This window comes from Mucilaginibacter kameinonensis (genome assembly GCF_003675385.1).
Taxonomy (GTDB): Bacteria; Bacteroidota; Bacteroidia; order Sphingobacteriales; family Sphingobacteriaceae; genus Mucilaginibacter; species Mucilaginibacter kameinonensis.
Genome location: NZ_RCWZ01000001.1, coordinates 303,138 through 319,449, shown reverse-complemented (window position 1 = coordinate 319,449; position 16,312 = coordinate 303,138). Strand labels below are relative to the sequence as shown.

Here is a 16,312-nt window from a genome sequence, read left to right as displayed (position 1 = left end):
GATTTAATTTCTATCAATTAGCACGTGTGCTGTATGAAAGATCAAAATGAAGGCGTAGGTAACCATTGTCCAATTTTTTCTGATGACCGGCAGCATCAAATACAAGTGTGGTAAATTTTGCCTCCAGGTTGTAATGACCGCCATCTTCAAATGCAGATTTGGTAAAGCTTGTGATTTCGAATGTGGAGTTTTTTTGGAACCCGGGAGGAAGTTCAACCGTATTCAGTCCATCATAAGCATTGTAAGATAAATAGTCTTCATTGTTAGCTGTTACACCGATGGCAATTCCATTTTGTGAGTTTTCCCATTCAAAATCTTCTGCTAAAGGGTGCTTACCGGTAGTGAATAATTTAAGCATATCACTTAGCCCCGGCATCCAGGTAGTGCCCGCGTTGTTCCGGATATATTTTTTTAAAAAGAACACCTGGATATGCACGTCGCTGGTAGCTATTGAATTTTTTTGATAATACATTACAGAATCCGGAGCGCCAACAAGGGAATACACGTGTTTATTGGTATTGTCGGGATAAATAAGCTTCCGGTTTGCATCCTGGCCACCGGACGAAGATGAATTAATGTTTACACCACCGGCCGAATATGTTTTACCGTCAATGGTATAAGAAACAGAATCTCTAATGGCTGTTGCCGGAAGAGCGGGCTTGTTAGGAGTGGTTTCCTGATTGTTGTCTTTTTTACATGATACAATTGCCGAAAAAAGTAAAAAGGCATAGATAAGGTTAAGGTTTTTCATGAAATTAATTAAAACGCAAATAAAAGCATTTTAATTGACTCTGTTTGTTGTTGTTGAAACTAAAGGCTACAGTTATTAACTATAAGGGGGAATTTATTTACTGATTGTTTTTTATCTTGTAATATTAAATAGGGGGGAGTTATTTGTTGATAAACGATGTCGGCAGAGAAAGAGAACGTCAACATCTTGTCGCGATTTCCCCCTTAACTTGTCGTTTTTACACAGGACAAAATCCTGAAATGCCATAGATATTTGTATTGTCAATCAAATCGAAACAATTAAAAAACGTCTTATGAAAAGAGTACTTAAAGGATCTAATATCCTTCGGTCTGCATCAATAATTGCTGTGCTTCTTTTTACCACTGTACTTCGGTCAAAAGGGCAACAAAGCAAACCTGCTGAAAGCGGCTACGCACCGGTTAATGGCATTAAAGTTTATTATGAAGTTTATGGTGCAGGTAAGCCTATAGTTTTATTGCATGGTGCTTTTATGACCATTGCCGATAACTGGGGCCAGTTAATTCCCGAGCTTTCTAAAACCAGGAAAGTAATTGCCATTGAAATGCAGGGGCACGGGCATACGCAATTTTCAGAGCGAAAATTATCACATGCTGCTATGGCAAGCGATGTGGAAGGTGTAATGGATCATTTGAAAATTGACAGTGCCGATGTGGTTGGTTATAGCATGGGCGGTTCTATCGCCTATAAGTTTGCTATCCAAAGCCCTAAACGCTTAAAAAAATTAGTGATCATTTCGTCTACCTATAAAAGCAATGGCTGGCTACCTGAAGTAACCGCCGCTTTTAAATCATGGAAGCCGGAATTTTTTACAAACACCCCGATGAAAGCCGCTTATGACGCTGTAGCGCCCGATAAAACCAAATGGACAAAGTTCATTGAACAGATGATCGCTTTCGCCGCGGAACCATTTGATTTTGGTGATGACAATATTGCTAAAATTACAGCCCCTGTTTTGATCATCGCCGGCGACAATGACGGGCTTGATAAAGTTGAGCTGGCAAAAACATATAAATTATTGGGCGGCGGTGTTATTGCCGATATGGGCCCGATGCCAAAATCGCATTTGGCTATTGTTCCGGCGCAAGGGCACGTGAGCCTGATGATGCAAACGAGCACCATACTGGGATATTTGAATGGCTTTTTGAAGTAAACACAATTGTATAGGAAATTATCTTGAAGATAGCTTTGCCTATGGCCGGTGTTAACGCCGGCCATTTTGCTTGTTGATGGTTTTGACTAATTGTCTATCGGAGATTTATTATTTCGTAAACTTGTGGCATGGAAAGTAGCCTGCAAGCAATACTACCCATAGCTTAACCGTCAAAAGATATCACACCAATGGAACAAAAAGACTTATCACAACTAACAAACGAAGAATTATTACAAGAGGCAAAAAAAATTAAATCGGGCAATATTTTAGATGCAGCAATCATCGGTTTTTTAATTGGGGTTGCCGTTTACAGTACTGTTAGAAATGGTTTTGGTTTCCTGACTTTTCTTCCGCTTATCTATTTACCAATAGCAGCTAAGAATAAGCTGAGAAATAAGGAAGTAGAAAGACTGGTAAAAGAAAAAGGTTTAAAATAGTGCTTATGATACCCTCATAAAGCACAGGCGTACATGCCTTTCAATGCGCCGTTAGGCGCTACCTGTTTGTAGAAAAAATTAAGATTGCTTTTGCCTCGTAGAGGCTACCCTTTTAACAATGTTCATTTCGACTAAATCAAACGCAGATTTGGATAAATCCAGCAATTGATATCGCCCCATCTTTGTATCAACAAAAAGATACAAAATGAAAGTATTTGTTACAGGAGCCACAGGCTTTATCGGAACTGCCATTGTGCAGGAGTTAATCGGTGCCGGTCACCAGGTATTGGGATTGGCACGTTCGGATGCATCAGCCCAAAAGCTGATTGCGGTTGGTGCCGAAGTTCACCGGGGCGATCTGGAAGATTTGGAAAGTCTGCGTAGCGGTGCTGCCGCTGCTGATGGCGTAATCCACGCCGGGTTTGTACACGATTTTACGCGTTTACAGGAAATTTGCCAAATAGATAAAACTGCCATTGAAACCATTGGCGATGTACTGGCCGGCTCTAACCGTCCGTTCATTGTTGCTTCGGGTACTGCGCTGGTGAGCCCCGGAAAAATAGCCACCGAAGATATTATTCCGCCGGTTAGTCCGGGTTGGCCGCGTGCTTCCGAACAAACAGCCGATGCCGTAGCTGCAAAGGGTGTTCGTGCCGCAGCCGTTCGCCTGTCGCCATCCGTACATGGGAATGAAGATAAACACGGTTTTATTCCCATACTGGTGAATATCGCCCGCGAAAAAGGCGTTTCGGCATATATCGGAGAGGGTGCTAACCGTTGGAACGCAGTACACCGCCTGGACGCGGTTAAGCTTTTCCGCCTGGCGTTAGAAAGTGCTGCGCCCGCAGCCCGTTATCATGCCTCGGCCGAAGAAGCGATCACGGTTAAAACAATAGCCGAAGCCATAGGCAGGGAGTTGAATTTTCCGGTAGTTTCCATCGCTCCGGAAGCAGCAACCGAACATTTTGGTTGGTTTGCACATATGGCGGCCATTGATTGCCCGGCATCAAGCGAATGGACCCAGCAAACTTTGAACTGGAAGCCAACCCACAGTACTTTGCTGGAGGATATTACAAACGGTGTTTACACCAAATAACAAGCCATGAAAATTATTGTGACCGGTTCGTTAGGTAATATCAGCTTACCGCTAACGCAGATTTTAGTTGCCGGAGGGCATAACGTAACGGTAGTAAGCAGCAGCCCGGCTAAACAGGAAGCTATTGAAAAGTTAGGAGGAACAGCCGCCATCGGTTCCATGTCGGATGACGGCTTCCTTGCCGAAACATTTAAAGGAGCGGATGCGGTTTATGCCATGATCCCGCTGAGCTTCGTTGAGCCTGACCTTGGTGCATATATGCACCGGATTGCTCAAAGTTATGCTGCAGCCCTTCAGTCGACAGGTGTAAAGCGGGTTGTATTATTAAGCGGATGGGCGGCCGACTTGATTAAAGACGAAAATGTTGAGCACTTGTTTGACGGACTAAACGCATCTGTGACCATCATGCGGCCTGCTGCTTTCTACACTAATTTTTACCAGTCTATCGACCTTATTCGGGGCAAAGGTTTTATCGGCAAATTCCTTACCCTGCGCTATTCGGGCCTTTGGGCATTGCTAAGCGGTAAAACAGGCCTGTTAATGGGCAACTATGGCGGGGATGATCGTATTGTTTTCGTGTCGCCAAAAGATATTGCCGATGCCGTTGCAGAAGAGCTGCTCTTGTTGCCGAAGGAAAAAACGGTTAGATACGTAGGCAGCGAGGAGATGACCTGTAACGAAGCGGCCCGGATTATCGGCATCGCGGTAGGGAAGTCCTGGCTAAAATGGGTGCGGCTTTCAGACAAAGAAATGTTGCAGGGATTGAAGATGGCTAAAGTGCCCGAGAAATTGGCGGAAACGCTTATTGAAATGGGGGCAGCAATGCACAGCGGCAAAACGCTCGAAAATTTTCATAAAGCCAAACCGAAGATGGGTAAGGTAAAACTCGCAGACTTCGCGAAGGAATTTGCGGTGGTTTATCAGCAGAAATAACGATCTTTAAGAAGATATGAATAATCAACCTTTATATCGGTTCCATTCAATCACGGAATATCACCGGGCTGCGGGCCTGCCTGCGCCCGCTCATCCGCAGATTAGTCTTGTGCGCATGGAGAACCTGACCCGCCCACTGGCAGAAGGTTCCTTTAGCCTGATCTATGATTTTTATTCCATCTCGATGAAAAGGGTGAAGAATGTAAAATTTAAATATGGGCAGCAGGCCAGTGATTTTGATGAAGGTGTGCTGTTCTTCATGTCGCCCGGCCAGGTGTTTGGTGTAGAAATAGAAAAAGGACGTGAAATGCACCACCCTGAAGGGTGGATGCTACTCATTCACCCGGATTTTTTATGGAATACACCGCTTGCTAAAAACATCAAGCAATACGAGTTTTTTGGTTATTCGGTTTATGAGGCGCTTTACCTTTCCGATAAAGAGGAAGCGATGCTCAATACCATTACGCAAAATATCGAGCAGGAATATAATGCCAATATCGACCGCTTTAGCCAGAGTGTGATCATTGCCCAGCTTGAATTGCTGCTGACCTATTCAGAGCGGTTTTACCAGCGGCAGTTCATCACCCGCAAAATTGCTAACCATGAAATTTTAACCAAGCTTGAAAATCTGCTTGCCGGTTACTTTGACAGCGGTGAGCTTGCCAGGAAAGGATTGCCAAGCGTTACTTACATTGCTGAAAGCCTGAATATATCACCCGGATACCTGAGTGGACTGCTTAAATCTTTAACCGGGCAAAATACTCAGCAACACCTGCACAATAAACTGATTGATCTGGCCAAGGAGAAACTTTCAACAACAAACCTCAGCGTGAGCGAAATTGCCTACGAACTGGGCTTTGAGCACCTGCAATCCTTCAGTAAGCTGTTTAAAACTAAAACAAACCTGTCGCCATTGGAGTTTCGGCACTCGTTTAACTGATTTGTATATCTCGGCCACAACCCGGGGCATTTCGATCATGGAGGGGTATTGTTATTTTATGATTCAAATGGTTTAGCCGGTGTTACATACAAAATATCTCCAGTACTTTGATTCCTCATCTTCCCAAAGCCCTACCGCTTCTTTTTTGCGAATTGGCCAGTTTCTTAAGTTTCGCTCATTTTCAAGAACCATTAAAGCTCCCTTGTAACCCACTCTCAAAAAAATAATTGTAAATAAATTTGCGCAACTCAAAAGTTGCATATATATTCGTATGTGCAACTTTTGAGTTGCGCTTTTTGACATGAAACAGGATATATTTCAGGCCATAGCCGACCCAACACGAAGAGCTATTTTAACTTTAATTGCTATTCAGGCTTTAACGCCTAATGCAATGGCCGAAAAATTTGACATGAGCCGGCAAGCGGTATCGAAACATATTAAGGTATTGTACGAATGCGAATTGATCAGGCCAGAACATGCTGGCAGAGAAATTTATTATCATTTTAATGCAAAGAAGATGCAGGAGTTTGATAATTGGTTAGCGCAATTGAAGCAAAGCTGGGAAACTCAATTTAATCAACTGGATAAAGTATTATCAACAATTAAAAAACAAAAAAATGAACAACGATTTGCTATTTGATTTTACTGTTGACAAAGCGGCGCAAACTGTTTATATAACCCGGGAATTTGATGCGGAGCTCCCTTTGGTATGGGATGCTTTTACAAAAGCCGAAATACTTGACCAATGGGCGGCACCCGCGCCCATGCGCAGTAAAACCAAGCACATGGATTTTACAGTTGGAGGCCGGAGGTTTTACGCAATGATAAGCCCCGACGGACAAGAGCGCTGGCTGCTTCAAAAATATACTTCCATCACGCCCAAAACCAATTTTAAACTATATAACTCTTTTGCCGATAAAGACGAAAATCCCGAATTGCCGGGTTCTGAATGGGATTACAACTTCAGCGAGCAAAATGGAATAACAAAAGTGAATATTTCCATTTATAATGAGTCGCTTGAACGAATGGAAAGGTTGACGGATGGTTTCAGCAAAGGATTTACTTTGATGTTAGCAAACCTGGACGAGCTACTTATAACCTTATCGCAAAAATCATAAGAGAAAATAGCCGATTAGGTCAATAACCTAATAGATAATAAAAGAACATAACAATTTAAAAACCAAAATTATGAGAGCAATTAATCCCTGGATCAACTTCAATGGTAATGCCCAGGAAGCATTCAATTTTTACAAATCAGTTTTTGGCGGAGAGTTCACCAAGATCATCCGTTTCAAGGATTTAGCAAGCGCTGAGTTTCAGGTGGCGGAAAGTGAAGAAAACAAGATAATGTACATCGGACTACCTATCGGCAAACACAATGTGTTGATAGCCAATGATGTTCCTGAATTTGTAGGACGGGTAAGCGAAAATGAAAACCGGTCTAAAATATATGCAAGTGCCGAAAGCCGTGAAGAAGCCGACAAAATATTTAACGGATTATCAGCAGGGGGAGAGGTTGAAGGCCCGATCGGCGACAGTCCCTGGGGTACATATGCCGGTATGTTCAGAGATAAATATGGGATTGAATGGATTGTAGAATTTGATCCAAGTTTATAAGGGGTAAAATTTCAAAATTGTCCCACGTAAAAAGCCGCCTAACGAAAGTTGAGCGGCTTTTTAAGCATTCAGGATTTAGACTTCTGCTCTAAAAATTCATGCTTACTATGGTTTACTGGTTTGCGGTAATAGGAATAGGATATAAGATGAATTATTGATTATTTAGCTTTACAAATATTTATATGGACGCTAATAGTAATCAAATAATAAGATCGGACCAGGTAACACACGCTTTTGTTATTTACGAGATTAAAAGGTGTCTTTTTAAACCTAATGATCACTTTAAATGGGCAAGGTTTTATGAAAGCAATTCGGAATTTGTACAACTCAGCCCCGAAATGCAATTAGATCTGGAAGAAGATGAATTGATCATTTGTTCAACCATTATCGATACAGACAACTACAGTTTATTAACAACCCAACGCATTGTTACCAAAGAAAATGGCATTGAAGATATTGGTGATATGACAGGTGCAACGCATCATGATTATGGCATAAAAGTTAAACTTGAAAAGTTTAATTATGTTGTTGGAACCGTTTTGCTACAAAATGGGAATGAATTCAGGCATTTTATAGCAGCAGGAAAAGCTGCTGCGGTAATGATATACGGAATCAAGACCTTGGTTTGGTCTCAGGAACTTACCGACAAGCAAATGTTAAACCTGATGAGGATTTGGGATAAAAAGAGGGAAGCTTTAAACAAGGCCTTGTATGAGCAACGTAAAAACACAAAAGCCGATTAACAGCTGCGTGATGTTTGTATGACGGCAGTTTACATTTATAAAAATGTATCAGAATAAGTGCCAAATAATGTAACTTAATCGGGTTAAGTTTTTCCGAAAGAAATTATTTTATGAGTTATATCACCTACAACCTAATTGCTAAAATTGAAAATAATCGTGACGCCTTAATAGAGGCTCTTACCAAGAATTTAAGATATCAATACGTACATGAGTTTTTTACTCCATTTCACGGCGTTGTTTGCCAAACGAATGATAATCTGAGAGAAGTTCCATTTACCCGGTTTACCGAAGAGAATTTCAACAACGAGGCGGATAAGATTTATAAAGTAGAGAATCAATTAAGAGATTACAGCATCGAGCTTTCGAAAAGTTTTGCCGATACAGAAATCGCATTTATAAATGTTGACTGTTTTGGCGGTAAATGTTCGTCAAATGGGTTTGTTGTTAAAAACGGGCAGAAAATATACGTGAATGATGGTCATCACTCTGCGCACATGGATATTTTAAAAAAAATATCGGCAGATTATTCAGGCTGGCATTTCCACCCCTTTACCAGGAATTTTTACTCCCGCAAGGCCGGGGTCAAGGGCGGCATAATGGGTGATATTGTCAACTTCACGTTGCCCGCAATTTGGATGTCTTTTGATATAGAGTTTGGCAAAAATCCAGCTTATCGGATCGTAATCGCAAAAAATGAACTATTGGTAGAAAAGGAGAATTTTTTTGAATTCTACTTTATGAAAATTGATGATAATTGGCTGAAGATTTTGGGAACCATATTTGATGATTCTGCGGAAAATTTGGCTGATATGGAAAACACGATGTCAGAAAATTTATCGGGTCTTGAATATCAGGTGCAATTTGATTTGTTTGATGGCTCATTTCAAAAAAAGACTGGAACATTACCTGCTGAACTTGGCTTTGAAGTTGCTCAACGGAGTTACAGGTATAAGGCCTTCAACGAAAGGCCCTTTCAGTTTCACCCTCCTGAAAATAATTCACGGCAAACGGGTTCAAAACAAGGTGAAAATACAGGGAGTTTTTCTAATGAAAAGAAGGGTTTTTTCAGCAGGTTGTTTCGGAGGAAATAGTCTGTTGGAAAACGAAAAAGCCGCTTTACTTCGATAGAAAGGCGGCTTTTTTTATTTAAAAGAGAAGGCCAAAATGACCATTAATTTTTGTTGCCGTCTGTAGTTGTGATTACATCATTTTCTAATCCGGATTGAAATATCACAATAGCTACGGGAGGCGGGGAAGTCGAAACATAAATTCGCTACATTTGCCAATAAACGTCACCGCGTTTATGAACCCTCAGGAAATCATTATTAATTATGCGAGAAAGCTTGTCCCCTTGACAGATGAGGAGGGAGAGCAATTTGCGGCTGCATTTAAAGAGCAACGTGTAAAAAAAAGACAATTTATTATTCAGCCGGATTTTACCGCTAAAAGTCGCTACTTTGTTCTTAATGGTTCATTAAGAGCGTATGTAATTGGTGAAGAAGGCCAGGATCACACCATACAATTGGCAGTTGAAGAGTGGTGGATATCTGATTATAATAGCTATATATTCCAGCAGCCTGCCAGGATGTTTGTTATCGCCATGGAAGATAGTTTGCTCTTTCAATTAACTCACGAACAGGAAAGCCGGCTTAAGGACGAAAATCATAAATTCGAGACCTTTTTCCGTATGCTTGCCGAGCGCTCGGTCGCGTTTATGCAGCGTCGTATCATTAGCAGCTTAACTCAATCGGCTGAAGAACGATATGAATTGTTTGTTGAAAAATATCCTGCAATGGCCTATCGCTTTCCTCAATACGTTATCGCTTCCTATCTGGGCATGACTACCGAGTTTCTTTCTAAGATCCGTAATCAGCGTGTAAAGCCAAAAAGTTGAAGTAGTTCAACTTCTTTTCCTAATCTACTTCATTCCTGAAGAGGCGGCGTTGAAGCAACTTTGCATAGTCAACAAAACAAATAAAAATGACTATGAAAAAGTTAGCAAACAAAATAGCCTTGATTACAGGCGGAAGCAGCGGTATCGGTTTAGGTATTGCCAAATCATTTATAGAAGAAGGCGCCAAAGTAATTATCACAGGAAGAAATCAATCTGCTCTGGATAGCGCGGTAAAAGAATTAGGCAGTGAAGCTATCGGTCTCCAGGGCGACGTTTCCAACCTCAGCGATCTAAGCCGTATTTATCAGCAGGTGGTACAACAATATAACAAATTGGATGTATTGGTAGCCAATGCGGGCATTTATGTACTCAATTCATTGGCCGATTTTACCGAAGAACAATTTGATAAAGTAAGCGATGTGAATTTTAAAGGCGCATTTTTTACTGTACAAAAAGCTATTCCGGTTTTGAGAGAAGGTGCTTCGGTGATCATGATTTCTTCTACCGTTAACGAAAAAGGTGTGCCAAACCACGCGGCATACTCGGCAACAAAAGCAGCGGTACGCTCTTTGGCAAGAAGCTTTTCTGCAGATCTTTTACCATCAAAAATCCGCGTGAATACATTGAGCCCCGGCCCAATTGATACCCCTGTGTTCAGTACTGTTGCAAGTTCAGCTGATGAAGCCCGCCAAATGGCAGAGAATATGGGCAACTTTACTCCCGTAAAGCGTCTGGGCAAGCCTTCAGAAATAGCTGCAGCTGCTGTTTACCTTGCTTCTGACGATTCTGCTTACCTGCTCGGTACCGAGATTTTAGTGGATGGGGGTTTGCGTGATTTGTAAATAGCGCAGAATGCTTAAAGCCGGGGTATACTTACCGCGTTGCCAAGCCAATCCTGCAGAGAAGCCGGTTTCTGATGAAGAAGCTGGCTTCTCTGCAATATTCCGGGGCTAAGGATAGCCGGGCAAGTTTCAAATCGCACCAAATAACATCAGGCTACCACTACATCAGTTATAAGCTGCGAGTAAAAATTGGGCCTTGTCGAAAGCGTAGACGGTGTGCCGCTATCTTTAATGACACCATCTTCAAGTATATATATTCTATCGGCTATTTTTGCGGTTTGTACACGATGTGTGATCAGGAAAATAGCCATGGTATGTTTTACACTTTGTATGATATCTAATATAGCTTTCTCGGTGTTGCGGTCCATGGCTGATGTTGCTTCGTCTAAAAGCAAAATTTGAGGTTTACGGTAAAGCGCCCTGGCCAAAGCAACCAATTGCTTTTGTCCTCCCGACAGCGCCACACCTTCTTCGCCAACCAGAGTAAAATACCCTTGCGGAAAACCGGCAAAAAAGCGACTAAAACCCATTGTATCGCAAAAGCTAATTACCGAACCTAATTCTTCTTCTCCTTGGCCCAATCCGATATTGCTTATCAGAGTTCCGTTAAATAGCTTGATATCCTGCTGCACGGTGGCAATAACATCCCGCCACTGTTGAGTGTTTATGTTTTTCAGCAGTTGATCGTTTACCTTAATATCGCCGGCATCTGGCGTAAAAAACTTTTGCAATATCGATATGATCGTACTTTTCCCCGAGCCGCTTTCGCCAAGTAAGGCAATCATCTCACCTTTTTGTAGCTGTAATGAAATGTCTTTCAAAATCAGTTTACGGCCGGGAAATCTAAAGGCTACATTTTCAAGTGCCAGATGAGTAAACTCTAAAGGCGAAAGAGAATCTTCTGTTTCAGGATATTCTGGTTGTATCGATGTAAAATCATACATCCTGTCAAACGCGATATTTGCTTCCTGGAATTGGATATTTATTTGCGATAAACGGGCTACCGCCGGGATCAGGCTGTTAACCAACGATATAATGGCTATCATTTCTCCGGTTTTAAGTTGTTTATTCAATACAAAAAACGAGGCTACGCTTATCAATATAACATTTAATACCAGGCTCAAAAAATCAGTTGTTATGCTAAAGTTGTTACCTATCTTCCCCAGTTCAAGCGTTTCATTTTGCAATGCCCCGTAAATATTGCGGATCTTGTCAGTAAAAAACAGCTCTTTATTATGACTTTTAATGACCGCGATACCTTGAATAGTATCAATGTAATTACTTTCGTTAAGCGCGTTTGACGCCATTACCACCCGTTGCTTGTTCTTAACCGGCTTTGTATAGCTTAATACTGTAAATACCAGCACCGGGATAAAGCAAAAAACAATGAGCGATATTACTGGCGAGTAGTTGATCAGAAAAAAACAGGTTACCAAAAAAACGATGATGTCAATAAATACCGAACCTGTTATGTAGGCGATGTTGCGCTGTATGCGGGCAGTATCGTTCATGCGGGCAATCATGTCGCCGGTTTTGCGGCGGTCGAAAAAGGATTTGGGCAAACGTACCAGCGCGTGAAAAAAATCGCCTACTATTCTGTTGTTAAAATCTTTGCTTTGCAACAACAAAAAGTACTGTCGCATATAACTTAAACAGGCTCTTATTGATAGTACCAGGAATAACAATACCAGTCCCCAAACAAGTTTATGCCTATCGGCCGAGGGTAATATATTATCAATCAGTTTTTGCGAAAATATGGCCATAGCCAGGCCAAGTACGGTGATCAATACCCCCAATATCATGGTAACCACCAGGATATTTATATCATCCTTAAGCAGTTTCCAAAACCATTGCCATTTAATTTGATTTTGTTGTTTTTCGGATACGAAATTCTCATTTGGCTTAAGCTGTAATAATGTTTTGCTTTTCCATATTTCGGTGAGGCGTTCGGGAGCTATACTTATAATACCGCGGGCAGGGTCGCCCACTATAAATTGTTCCTGCCCGTTTTTTGTTTCGGAACCGTAAAGCACTATATAATGCTGCATGTTATCAATGATTACATGCAATATGCAAGGCCCATCTAACGATTTAATATTATCCAGCCCGGCTTCAAAAGCCTGGGCCGTGAAGCCAATTTTGCCCGCACACTGATACAAGCCAAGTAAAGTAGTACCGGTTAAATTTGTACCGCTAAGCTCACGCAGTTTTTCGAGCGGATAATTACCACCATAATAACGCGTTACCATAAGCAGGCAGGCCACGCCGCAGTCGGTATGGTCGTGCTGTAACACAAAACTTTTTTTTAGAGCAGTAAGTTTCATCAATTTGGATTTATTGATTTTTCAGGCTATCAGATCAGGGCTTTAATAGCCTCAATTTTTACTTCGCCATAAAACTCTTTAACAAGCTGGTGCTGGGCATTGTAAACAAACACCGAGGGGATACTGCAATTGCCAAACCAGTGCGTAAACTTTAGCTCTTTGTCCCGCAAAAAGGTTACTTGTTTATACTGGTCAAGCTGGTTGGCTTTTGCGTATTGCTTTATATCATTGACAGTATTGAATGATACCATTAAGATCTGCGTTCCGTTAAGCATATGCATATTGGCGTTAAGCTGTTGGCCCTCCCGCTGGCAATACTCGCAATCGTTATTAAAATAAATAATAACCACCGGCGCTCCGGACTTAACAACTTCGTTGCCCTTTTTAACATCGTTTAGGTCAAAGAAAGAGAAATCGGGTAAATGCTGTTTATTCTGGTTGGCAATGTCTGTTTGTTTTTTTACGCGGACAATATGATAGATCATATAGCCAAGCCCGCCCCCAAGTATAAGTACCAGGGAAAATGCCAGTATTTTTTTCATTTATATTTTAGGATTGATGTTAATTGTTAAAAACATTACCAGTACTATCCATATAAATAACCCGGGCAGGTAAGTGCTTACTGCAAGCCTGAGGCCTTTTTCGTAGTTTTTGTTCTCGAATTTGTAAATCCAGAAACCAAGTACAAAAATGTATAGCACTTCAAAAACGTTGATAGACTGCAGCGGGTAATACCAAAGCGCGCTTACTGATTTTGGATCGAAGAAGTTGACTACAGACAGTGGCGAAAAGTGTTGTATATCTTCAAGTGTATATTGTTTGTGCAAAAACGCAAACCAAACCACTTTTAAAATAACGGGGATAACAAAAATAACATCAGATAAGATGCTGATCTTAAATGCATCCGAAAACTTGAGCTTGGCGTCAAAAAATATCGACCCGCAAAGCAGGCAGCAGCTGATAAGCAAAAATTTAAAAAAGTACAGCAGCGGGATTGCACAGTAACTAAGCCATTGCCATTTTTTTTGAAAGGCCAGCATCTTATCGATACTATCGTAACTTAATTGGTTGGATAGGGAGGTGTAATAAAGCTGATCATTTATTAAAAACAAGTGCTGCAGGTACATAAATGCTATGATATACAAACAGTAGATACCAAACATTTTAACAGTGCTGTAATTTTTTATTTCATTAATCATAACCTTAAAGTGAAATGTGAAAAGTTGGTTTATAGGTTAGCAGTTGGTTTTATGCCAAAAATGGATTGTTTTAGTATTTGACGATGAACATCAAACGTTGATTTTATATAGAGGGAAATTATTACCGAAGCGGCGAGTAAAACACCAAGATAGATGTACAGGTAAACGTCTGCATCGTAAATAAAGCCAAGGCCAATGGCCGGGGCTATCATCAAAAATGAATAGAACTGAGATGTTTTACCTCTGAACCTGGAAAAGTTTATCGACAGATCAACAAGGAAATACTTTCGGAATGAACTTAGAAAGCCCAGTGGCAGGCAATATGCCGTAAACACAATATAGATAATAATGATTTTAGGATCAAGAATACCATAATAGGCCCAGGCCGCCAGCGCAATTGCAAAATCTATCGCCAACACGGGCATTACCAGGTTAAGATAGGTTTTAACCTGCGTTTTGGGTGAGGGATTTATAATGATGTTGTTGAGCTGTAAATCGATGAAGTATCCCCAGATGTTATTAAAAACATAGGTAAAAACAATAATTGGCGGTTCAAGCAATAACACAAAAGGCACCTTGTGAAGGATCTGGCTAAAGGTATAACGTTCTGTTCCAGATAGGAATAAAATCAGAAAGCCAATTTTACTGGCAAACGCTATGATCAGCGCGGTGCGGCACCTTTGGTTGCGCCACAATAATTTTAACGATAAATACTTGCTTAATTTGCCTGTTTCTTCATTCAAATTTGAATAGCCACCCGTTTGTTCAAATTCAAAATCGCTTTTATAAAATATAAAGTAGTTGGCCAGCAACCATAATACATTAACACTTAAAATGCCATAAATTCCCGAAATGCTTAAAGGCAGGAGTGGCTGGTACTTTATAAAAACAATAGCAGCGGCCAGGGCCAAAACAGATAGCGTTAAATACAGGTACTTGCGCCAGCTAACAGCATTTATGATATTTTCGGATAGGAGAAAACCTGTTAGCCAGTAATAATACATGGTATTGGTATCTGCCGGTTGCAAATGTTTGGCCGAAAGGCTAAGCACGATTATAAACGCGAACAATATCCAGTTAGATGCTTTTATAAAGCTTATAGCTAAAAAGTCTATCAACGCTATTTTGAAATTGCTAACAGGGTAGTGTGGACTTATAATTGGCTTTTTTAGGGCAAACGACGGGAAGAATTTTAGCGATACCGGTAAAACAACAAGCATTATTTTAATGCCTGTGAGCACGTTTTGTGCCGATGAAATTAAATTTTTATCGGTGTAATGATCATATAAGAAGGCTACCCCGATAGCATAAATCATTAAGATAGCCGAAAAGAAAAACACACTTGAAATTCCTTTCCAGTTACTAACGCTGTAAAAGCTCTTTAATCTTTTTGTCAATAAAAATACAAGGATGTCCACTATATTATTGATTCAAGCAGGGATGAGTGATTGTTTTTAGGCTGTAAATATTTTAGCAATTCCTGGTCTAAGGTGCGGGTGCCATCGTTTTTGAAATTGCTCATCGAATTATTATATACTAATGACGCGTTATTGATAATACCAATATGGGTAGCGATTTTATCTACATATAATAAATCATGCGACGAGACAAATAATAACCTGCTGTCGTTTTTATAGGCAATTAAAAAATCGCATAACTTATTGGCAGCAACAGGGTCAAGATTGGCAAAGGGTTCATCAAGCAGCAATAAGTTAGGTTTATGAATAACGGCGGCGCAAAATGTAAGCTTTTTTTTCATCCCGGCCGAGTAACCTGCGCATGGGCCTGATAAGTCTTCGTCGTTATCAAAAAAGAAACTTAAAAGATTGCCCGTCTGTTTTTTAACCTCGGTTTTATTTAAGCCGTATAACAAGCCAACCCATTGCAAATAATCCTGTGCATTTAAATCGCCCACCAACTGATCGTATTGGCTTAGTAAACCCGTTTGTTTTTTTAGTTCAACTTCATTTTTGATATAATTGAGGTTGTTAAAAGAAACACTTCCTGATGTGGGATTAATAAGATTGGCAATAATGTTAATCAATGTACTTTTACCGGCCCCGTTTCGGCCCAGCAAGCAATACACCCAACCCAGATCGCAAGAAAGGCTTATTTTGTTAAGCGCATTATTATTACTGTAGCTTTTAGATAATTCACTTATAGTCAACGCCATTGTTTACTTTCCACTTTTTAAAATTGTAAATGCCTAACAGTGTCCAGGCAATTGCCACTACGGCAAACGCGATAGCTTTGAATGTTATAGCATTATGTTTGCTAAAAGAATTATAGGATAAAAGGAAAAAGGTAATAGCTAAAATAAATTTTAGATATATAAATGTGAATTTGTTTGTCATAAGTATAATAA

20 protein-coding genes are annotated in these 16,312 nt (G+C 40.6%); 12 read left to right on the top strand and 8 right to left on the bottom strand.

Features of this window, described 5'->3' with window-relative positions; all coding sequences use genetic code 11:
• Positions 1–13: 13 nt before the first annotated feature.
• On the bottom strand, positions 14–751 hold the full coding sequence (locus EAH55_RS01350; protein ID WP_121808174.1) for a hypothetical protein: 738 nt from the start codon (positions 749–751) through the stop codon (positions 14–16).
• A 292-nt stretch (positions 752–1,043) separates the two neighbouring features.
• On the opposite strand from EAH55_RS01350, the gene EAH55_RS01345 reads away from it, so the two are divergent.
• The 5 genes from EAH55_RS01345 to EAH55_RS01325 all read left to right on the top strand — a co-directional run bounded on the left by EAH55_RS01345 (position 1,044) and on the right by EAH55_RS01325 (position 5,328).
• Complete coding sequence (locus EAH55_RS01345) at positions 1,044–1,922, top strand: alpha/beta fold hydrolase (protein ID WP_121808173.1); 879 nt, start codon at positions 1,044–1,046, stop codon at positions 1,920–1,922.
• Positions 1,923–2,110: 188 nt separating this feature from the next.
• The gene (locus tag EAH55_RS01340; RefSeq protein ID WP_121808172.1) at positions 2,111–2,359 is read left to right on the top strand and encodes an FUSC family protein; all 249 of its coding nucleotides are present in this window, start codon (positions 2,111–2,113) and stop codon (positions 2,357–2,359) included.
• A 205-nt stretch (positions 2,360–2,564) separates the two neighbouring features.
• The gene (locus tag EAH55_RS01335; protein WP_121808171.1) at positions 2,565–3,455 is read left to right on the top strand and encodes an SDR family oxidoreductase; all 891 of its coding nucleotides are present in this window, start codon (positions 2,565–2,567) and stop codon (positions 3,453–3,455) included.
• Positions 3,456–3,461: 6 nt separating this feature from the next.
• Positions 3,462–4,388: an NAD(P)H-binding protein gene (locus EAH55_RS01330; protein WP_121808170.1), complete on the top strand. Its 927-nt coding sequence runs from the start codon at positions 3,462–3,464 to the stop codon at positions 4,386–4,388.
• Positions 4,389–4,404: 16 nt separating this feature from the next.
• Positions 4,405–5,328, top strand: a complete 924-nt coding sequence (locus EAH55_RS01325; protein WP_114939434.1) for a helix-turn-helix domain-containing protein — start codon at positions 4,405–4,407, stop codon at positions 5,326–5,328.
• A 72-nt stretch (positions 5,329–5,400) separates the two neighbouring features.
• On the opposite strand, the gene EAH55_RS30785 is transcribed toward EAH55_RS01325, so the two are convergent.
• On the bottom strand, positions 5,401–5,631 hold the full coding sequence (locus tag EAH55_RS30785) for a hypothetical protein (protein ID WP_162996713.1): 231 nt from the start codon (positions 5,629–5,631) through the stop codon (positions 5,401–5,403).
• Here EAH55_RS30785 and EAH55_RS01320 point away from each other — a divergent pair.
• The 7 genes from EAH55_RS01320 to EAH55_RS01290 all read left to right on the top strand — a co-directional run bounded on the left by EAH55_RS01320 (position 5,630) and on the right by EAH55_RS01290 (position 10,424).
• Entirely contained in the window at positions 5,630–5,968 is a 339-nt protein-coding gene (locus EAH55_RS01320; RefSeq protein WP_121808169.1) for an ArsR/SmtB family transcription factor, read from the top strand. The genes EAH55_RS30785 and EAH55_RS01320 overlap by 2 nt on opposite strands.
• Complete coding sequence (locus tag EAH55_RS01315; RefSeq protein WP_121808168.1) at positions 5,946–6,446, top strand: SRPBCC family protein; 501 nt, start codon at positions 5,946–5,948, stop codon at positions 6,444–6,446. The genes EAH55_RS01320 and EAH55_RS01315 overlap by 23 nt, the downstream gene beginning before the upstream one ends.
• 70 nt (positions 6,447–6,516) lie before the next feature.
• The gene (locus EAH55_RS01310; protein ID WP_121808167.1) at positions 6,517–6,945 is read left to right on the top strand and encodes a VOC family protein; all 429 of its coding nucleotides are present in this window, start codon (positions 6,517–6,519) and stop codon (positions 6,943–6,945) included.
• Between the two features lie 182 nt (positions 6,946–7,127).
• Positions 7,128–7,688, top strand: a complete 561-nt coding sequence (locus EAH55_RS01305; protein ID WP_114939431.1) for a hypothetical protein — start codon at positions 7,128–7,130, stop codon at positions 7,686–7,688.
• Between the two features lie 110 nt (positions 7,689–7,798).
• A complete protein-coding gene (locus tag EAH55_RS01300; RefSeq protein ID WP_121808166.1) occupies positions 7,799–8,779 on the top strand; it encodes a hypothetical protein in 981 nt (326 codons plus the stop codon).
• A 212-nt stretch (positions 8,780–8,991) separates the two neighbouring features.
• Complete coding sequence (locus EAH55_RS01295) at positions 8,992–9,582, top strand: Crp/Fnr family transcriptional regulator (RefSeq protein ID WP_121808165.1); 591 nt, start codon at positions 8,992–8,994, stop codon at positions 9,580–9,582.
• A 92-nt stretch (positions 9,583–9,674) separates the two neighbouring features.
• Positions 9,675–10,424: a glucose 1-dehydrogenase gene (locus EAH55_RS01290; RefSeq protein ID WP_121808164.1), complete on the top strand. Its 750-nt coding sequence runs from the start codon at positions 9,675–9,677 to the stop codon at positions 10,422–10,424.
• Between the two features lie 149 nt (positions 10,425–10,573).
• Here EAH55_RS01290 and EAH55_RS01285 read toward each other — a convergent pair whose 3' ends face one another.
• From EAH55_RS01285 to EAH55_RS01260, 6 genes are read right to left on the bottom strand one after another with little or no spacing between them, the layout of a single operon-like run.
• On the bottom strand, positions 10,574–12,748 hold the full coding sequence (locus EAH55_RS01285) for a peptidase domain-containing ABC transporter (RefSeq protein WP_121808163.1): 2,175 nt from the start codon (positions 12,746–12,748) through the stop codon (positions 10,574–10,576).
• Between the two features lie 29 nt (positions 12,749–12,777).
• Entirely contained in the window at positions 12,778–13,290 is a 513-nt protein-coding gene (locus tag EAH55_RS01280; RefSeq protein ID WP_121808162.1) for a peroxiredoxin family protein, read from the bottom strand.
• A complete protein-coding gene (locus tag EAH55_RS01275) occupies positions 13,291–13,947 on the bottom strand; it encodes a hypothetical protein (RefSeq protein ID WP_121808161.1) in 657 nt (218 codons plus the stop codon).
• Positions 13,948–13,976: 29 nt separating this feature from the next.
• On the bottom strand, positions 13,977–15,344 hold the full coding sequence (locus EAH55_RS01270; RefSeq protein WP_162996712.1) for a hypothetical protein: 1,368 nt from the start codon (positions 15,342–15,344) through the stop codon (positions 13,977–13,979).
• A 20-nt stretch (positions 15,345–15,364) separates the two neighbouring features.
• Positions 15,365–16,120, bottom strand: coding sequence for an ABC transporter ATP-binding protein (locus tag EAH55_RS01265; protein ID WP_121808159.1), 756 nt, complete (start codon positions 16,118–16,120; stop codon positions 15,365–15,367).
• Entirely contained in the window at positions 16,101–16,301 is a 201-nt protein-coding gene (locus EAH55_RS01260) for a hypothetical protein (RefSeq protein WP_121808158.1), read from the bottom strand. Before EAH55_RS01260 ends, EAH55_RS01265 begins: the two co-directional genes overlap by 20 nt.
• Positions 16,302–16,312 lie beyond the last annotated feature (11 nt).

What these genes read in the sequence shown, in the direction of transcription:
- EAH55_RS01350 (WP_121808174.1), bottom strand. Translation starts at nt 751, where the DNA reads ATGAAAAACCTTAACCTTATCTATGCCTTTTTACTTTTTTCGGCAATT.
- EAH55_RS01345 (WP_121808173.1), top strand. Translation starts at nt 1,044, where the DNA reads ATGAAAAGAGTACTTAAAGGATCTAATATCCTTCGGTCTGCATCAATA.
- EAH55_RS01340 (WP_121808172.1), top strand. Translation starts at nt 2,111, where the DNA reads ATGGAACAAAAAGACTTATCACAACTAACAAACGAAGAATTATTACAA.
- EAH55_RS01335 (WP_121808171.1), top strand. Translation starts at nt 2,565, where the DNA reads ATGAAAGTATTTGTTACAGGAGCCACAGGCTTTATCGGAACTGCCATT.
- EAH55_RS01330 (WP_121808170.1), top strand. Translation starts at nt 3,462, where the DNA reads ATGAAAATTATTGTGACCGGTTCGTTAGGTAATATCAGCTTACCGCTA.
- EAH55_RS01325 (WP_114939434.1), top strand. Translation starts at nt 4,405, where the DNA reads ATGAATAATCAACCTTTATATCGGTTCCATTCAATCACGGAATATCAC.
- EAH55_RS01320 (WP_121808169.1), top strand. Translation starts at nt 5,630, where the DNA reads ATGAAACAGGATATATTTCAGGCCATAGCCGACCCAACACGAAGAGCT.
- EAH55_RS30785 (WP_162996713.1), bottom strand. Translation starts at nt 5,631, where the DNA reads ATGTCAAAAAGCGCAACTCAAAAGTTGCACATACGAATATATATGCAA.
- EAH55_RS01315 (WP_121808168.1), top strand. Translation starts at nt 5,946, where the DNA reads ATGAACAACGATTTGCTATTTGATTTTACTGTTGACAAAGCGGCGCAA.
- EAH55_RS01310 (WP_121808167.1), top strand. Translation starts at nt 6,517, where the DNA reads ATGAGAGCAATTAATCCCTGGATCAACTTCAATGGTAATGCCCAGGAA.
- EAH55_RS01305 (WP_114939431.1), top strand. Translation starts at nt 7,128, where the DNA reads ATGGACGCTAATAGTAATCAAATAATAAGATCGGACCAGGTAACACAC.
- EAH55_RS01300 (WP_121808166.1), top strand. Translation starts at nt 7,799, where the DNA reads ATGAGTTATATCACCTACAACCTAATTGCTAAAATTGAAAATAATCGT.
- EAH55_RS01295 (WP_121808165.1), top strand. Translation starts at nt 8,992, where the DNA reads ATGAACCCTCAGGAAATCATTATTAATTATGCGAGAAAGCTTGTCCCC.
- EAH55_RS01290 (WP_121808164.1), top strand. Translation starts at nt 9,675, where the DNA reads ATGAAAAAGTTAGCAAACAAAATAGCCTTGATTACAGGCGGAAGCAGC.
- EAH55_RS01285 (WP_121808163.1), bottom strand. Translation starts at nt 12,748, where the DNA reads ATGAAACTTACTGCTCTAAAAAAAAGTTTTGTGTTACAGCACGACCAT.
- EAH55_RS01280 (WP_121808162.1), bottom strand. Translation starts at nt 13,290, where the DNA reads ATGAAAAAAATACTGGCATTTTCCCTGGTACTTATACTTGGGGGCGGG.
- EAH55_RS01275 (WP_121808161.1), bottom strand. Translation starts at nt 13,947, where the DNA reads ATGATTAATGAAATAAAAAATTACAGCACTGTTAAAATGTTTGGTATC.
- EAH55_RS01265 (WP_121808159.1), bottom strand. Translation starts at nt 16,120, where the DNA reads ATGGCGTTGACTATAAGTGAATTATCTAAAAGCTACAGTAATAATAAT.
- EAH55_RS01260 (WP_121808158.1), bottom strand. Translation starts at nt 16,301, where the DNA reads ATGACAAACAAATTCACATTTATATATCTAAAATTTATTTTAGCTATT.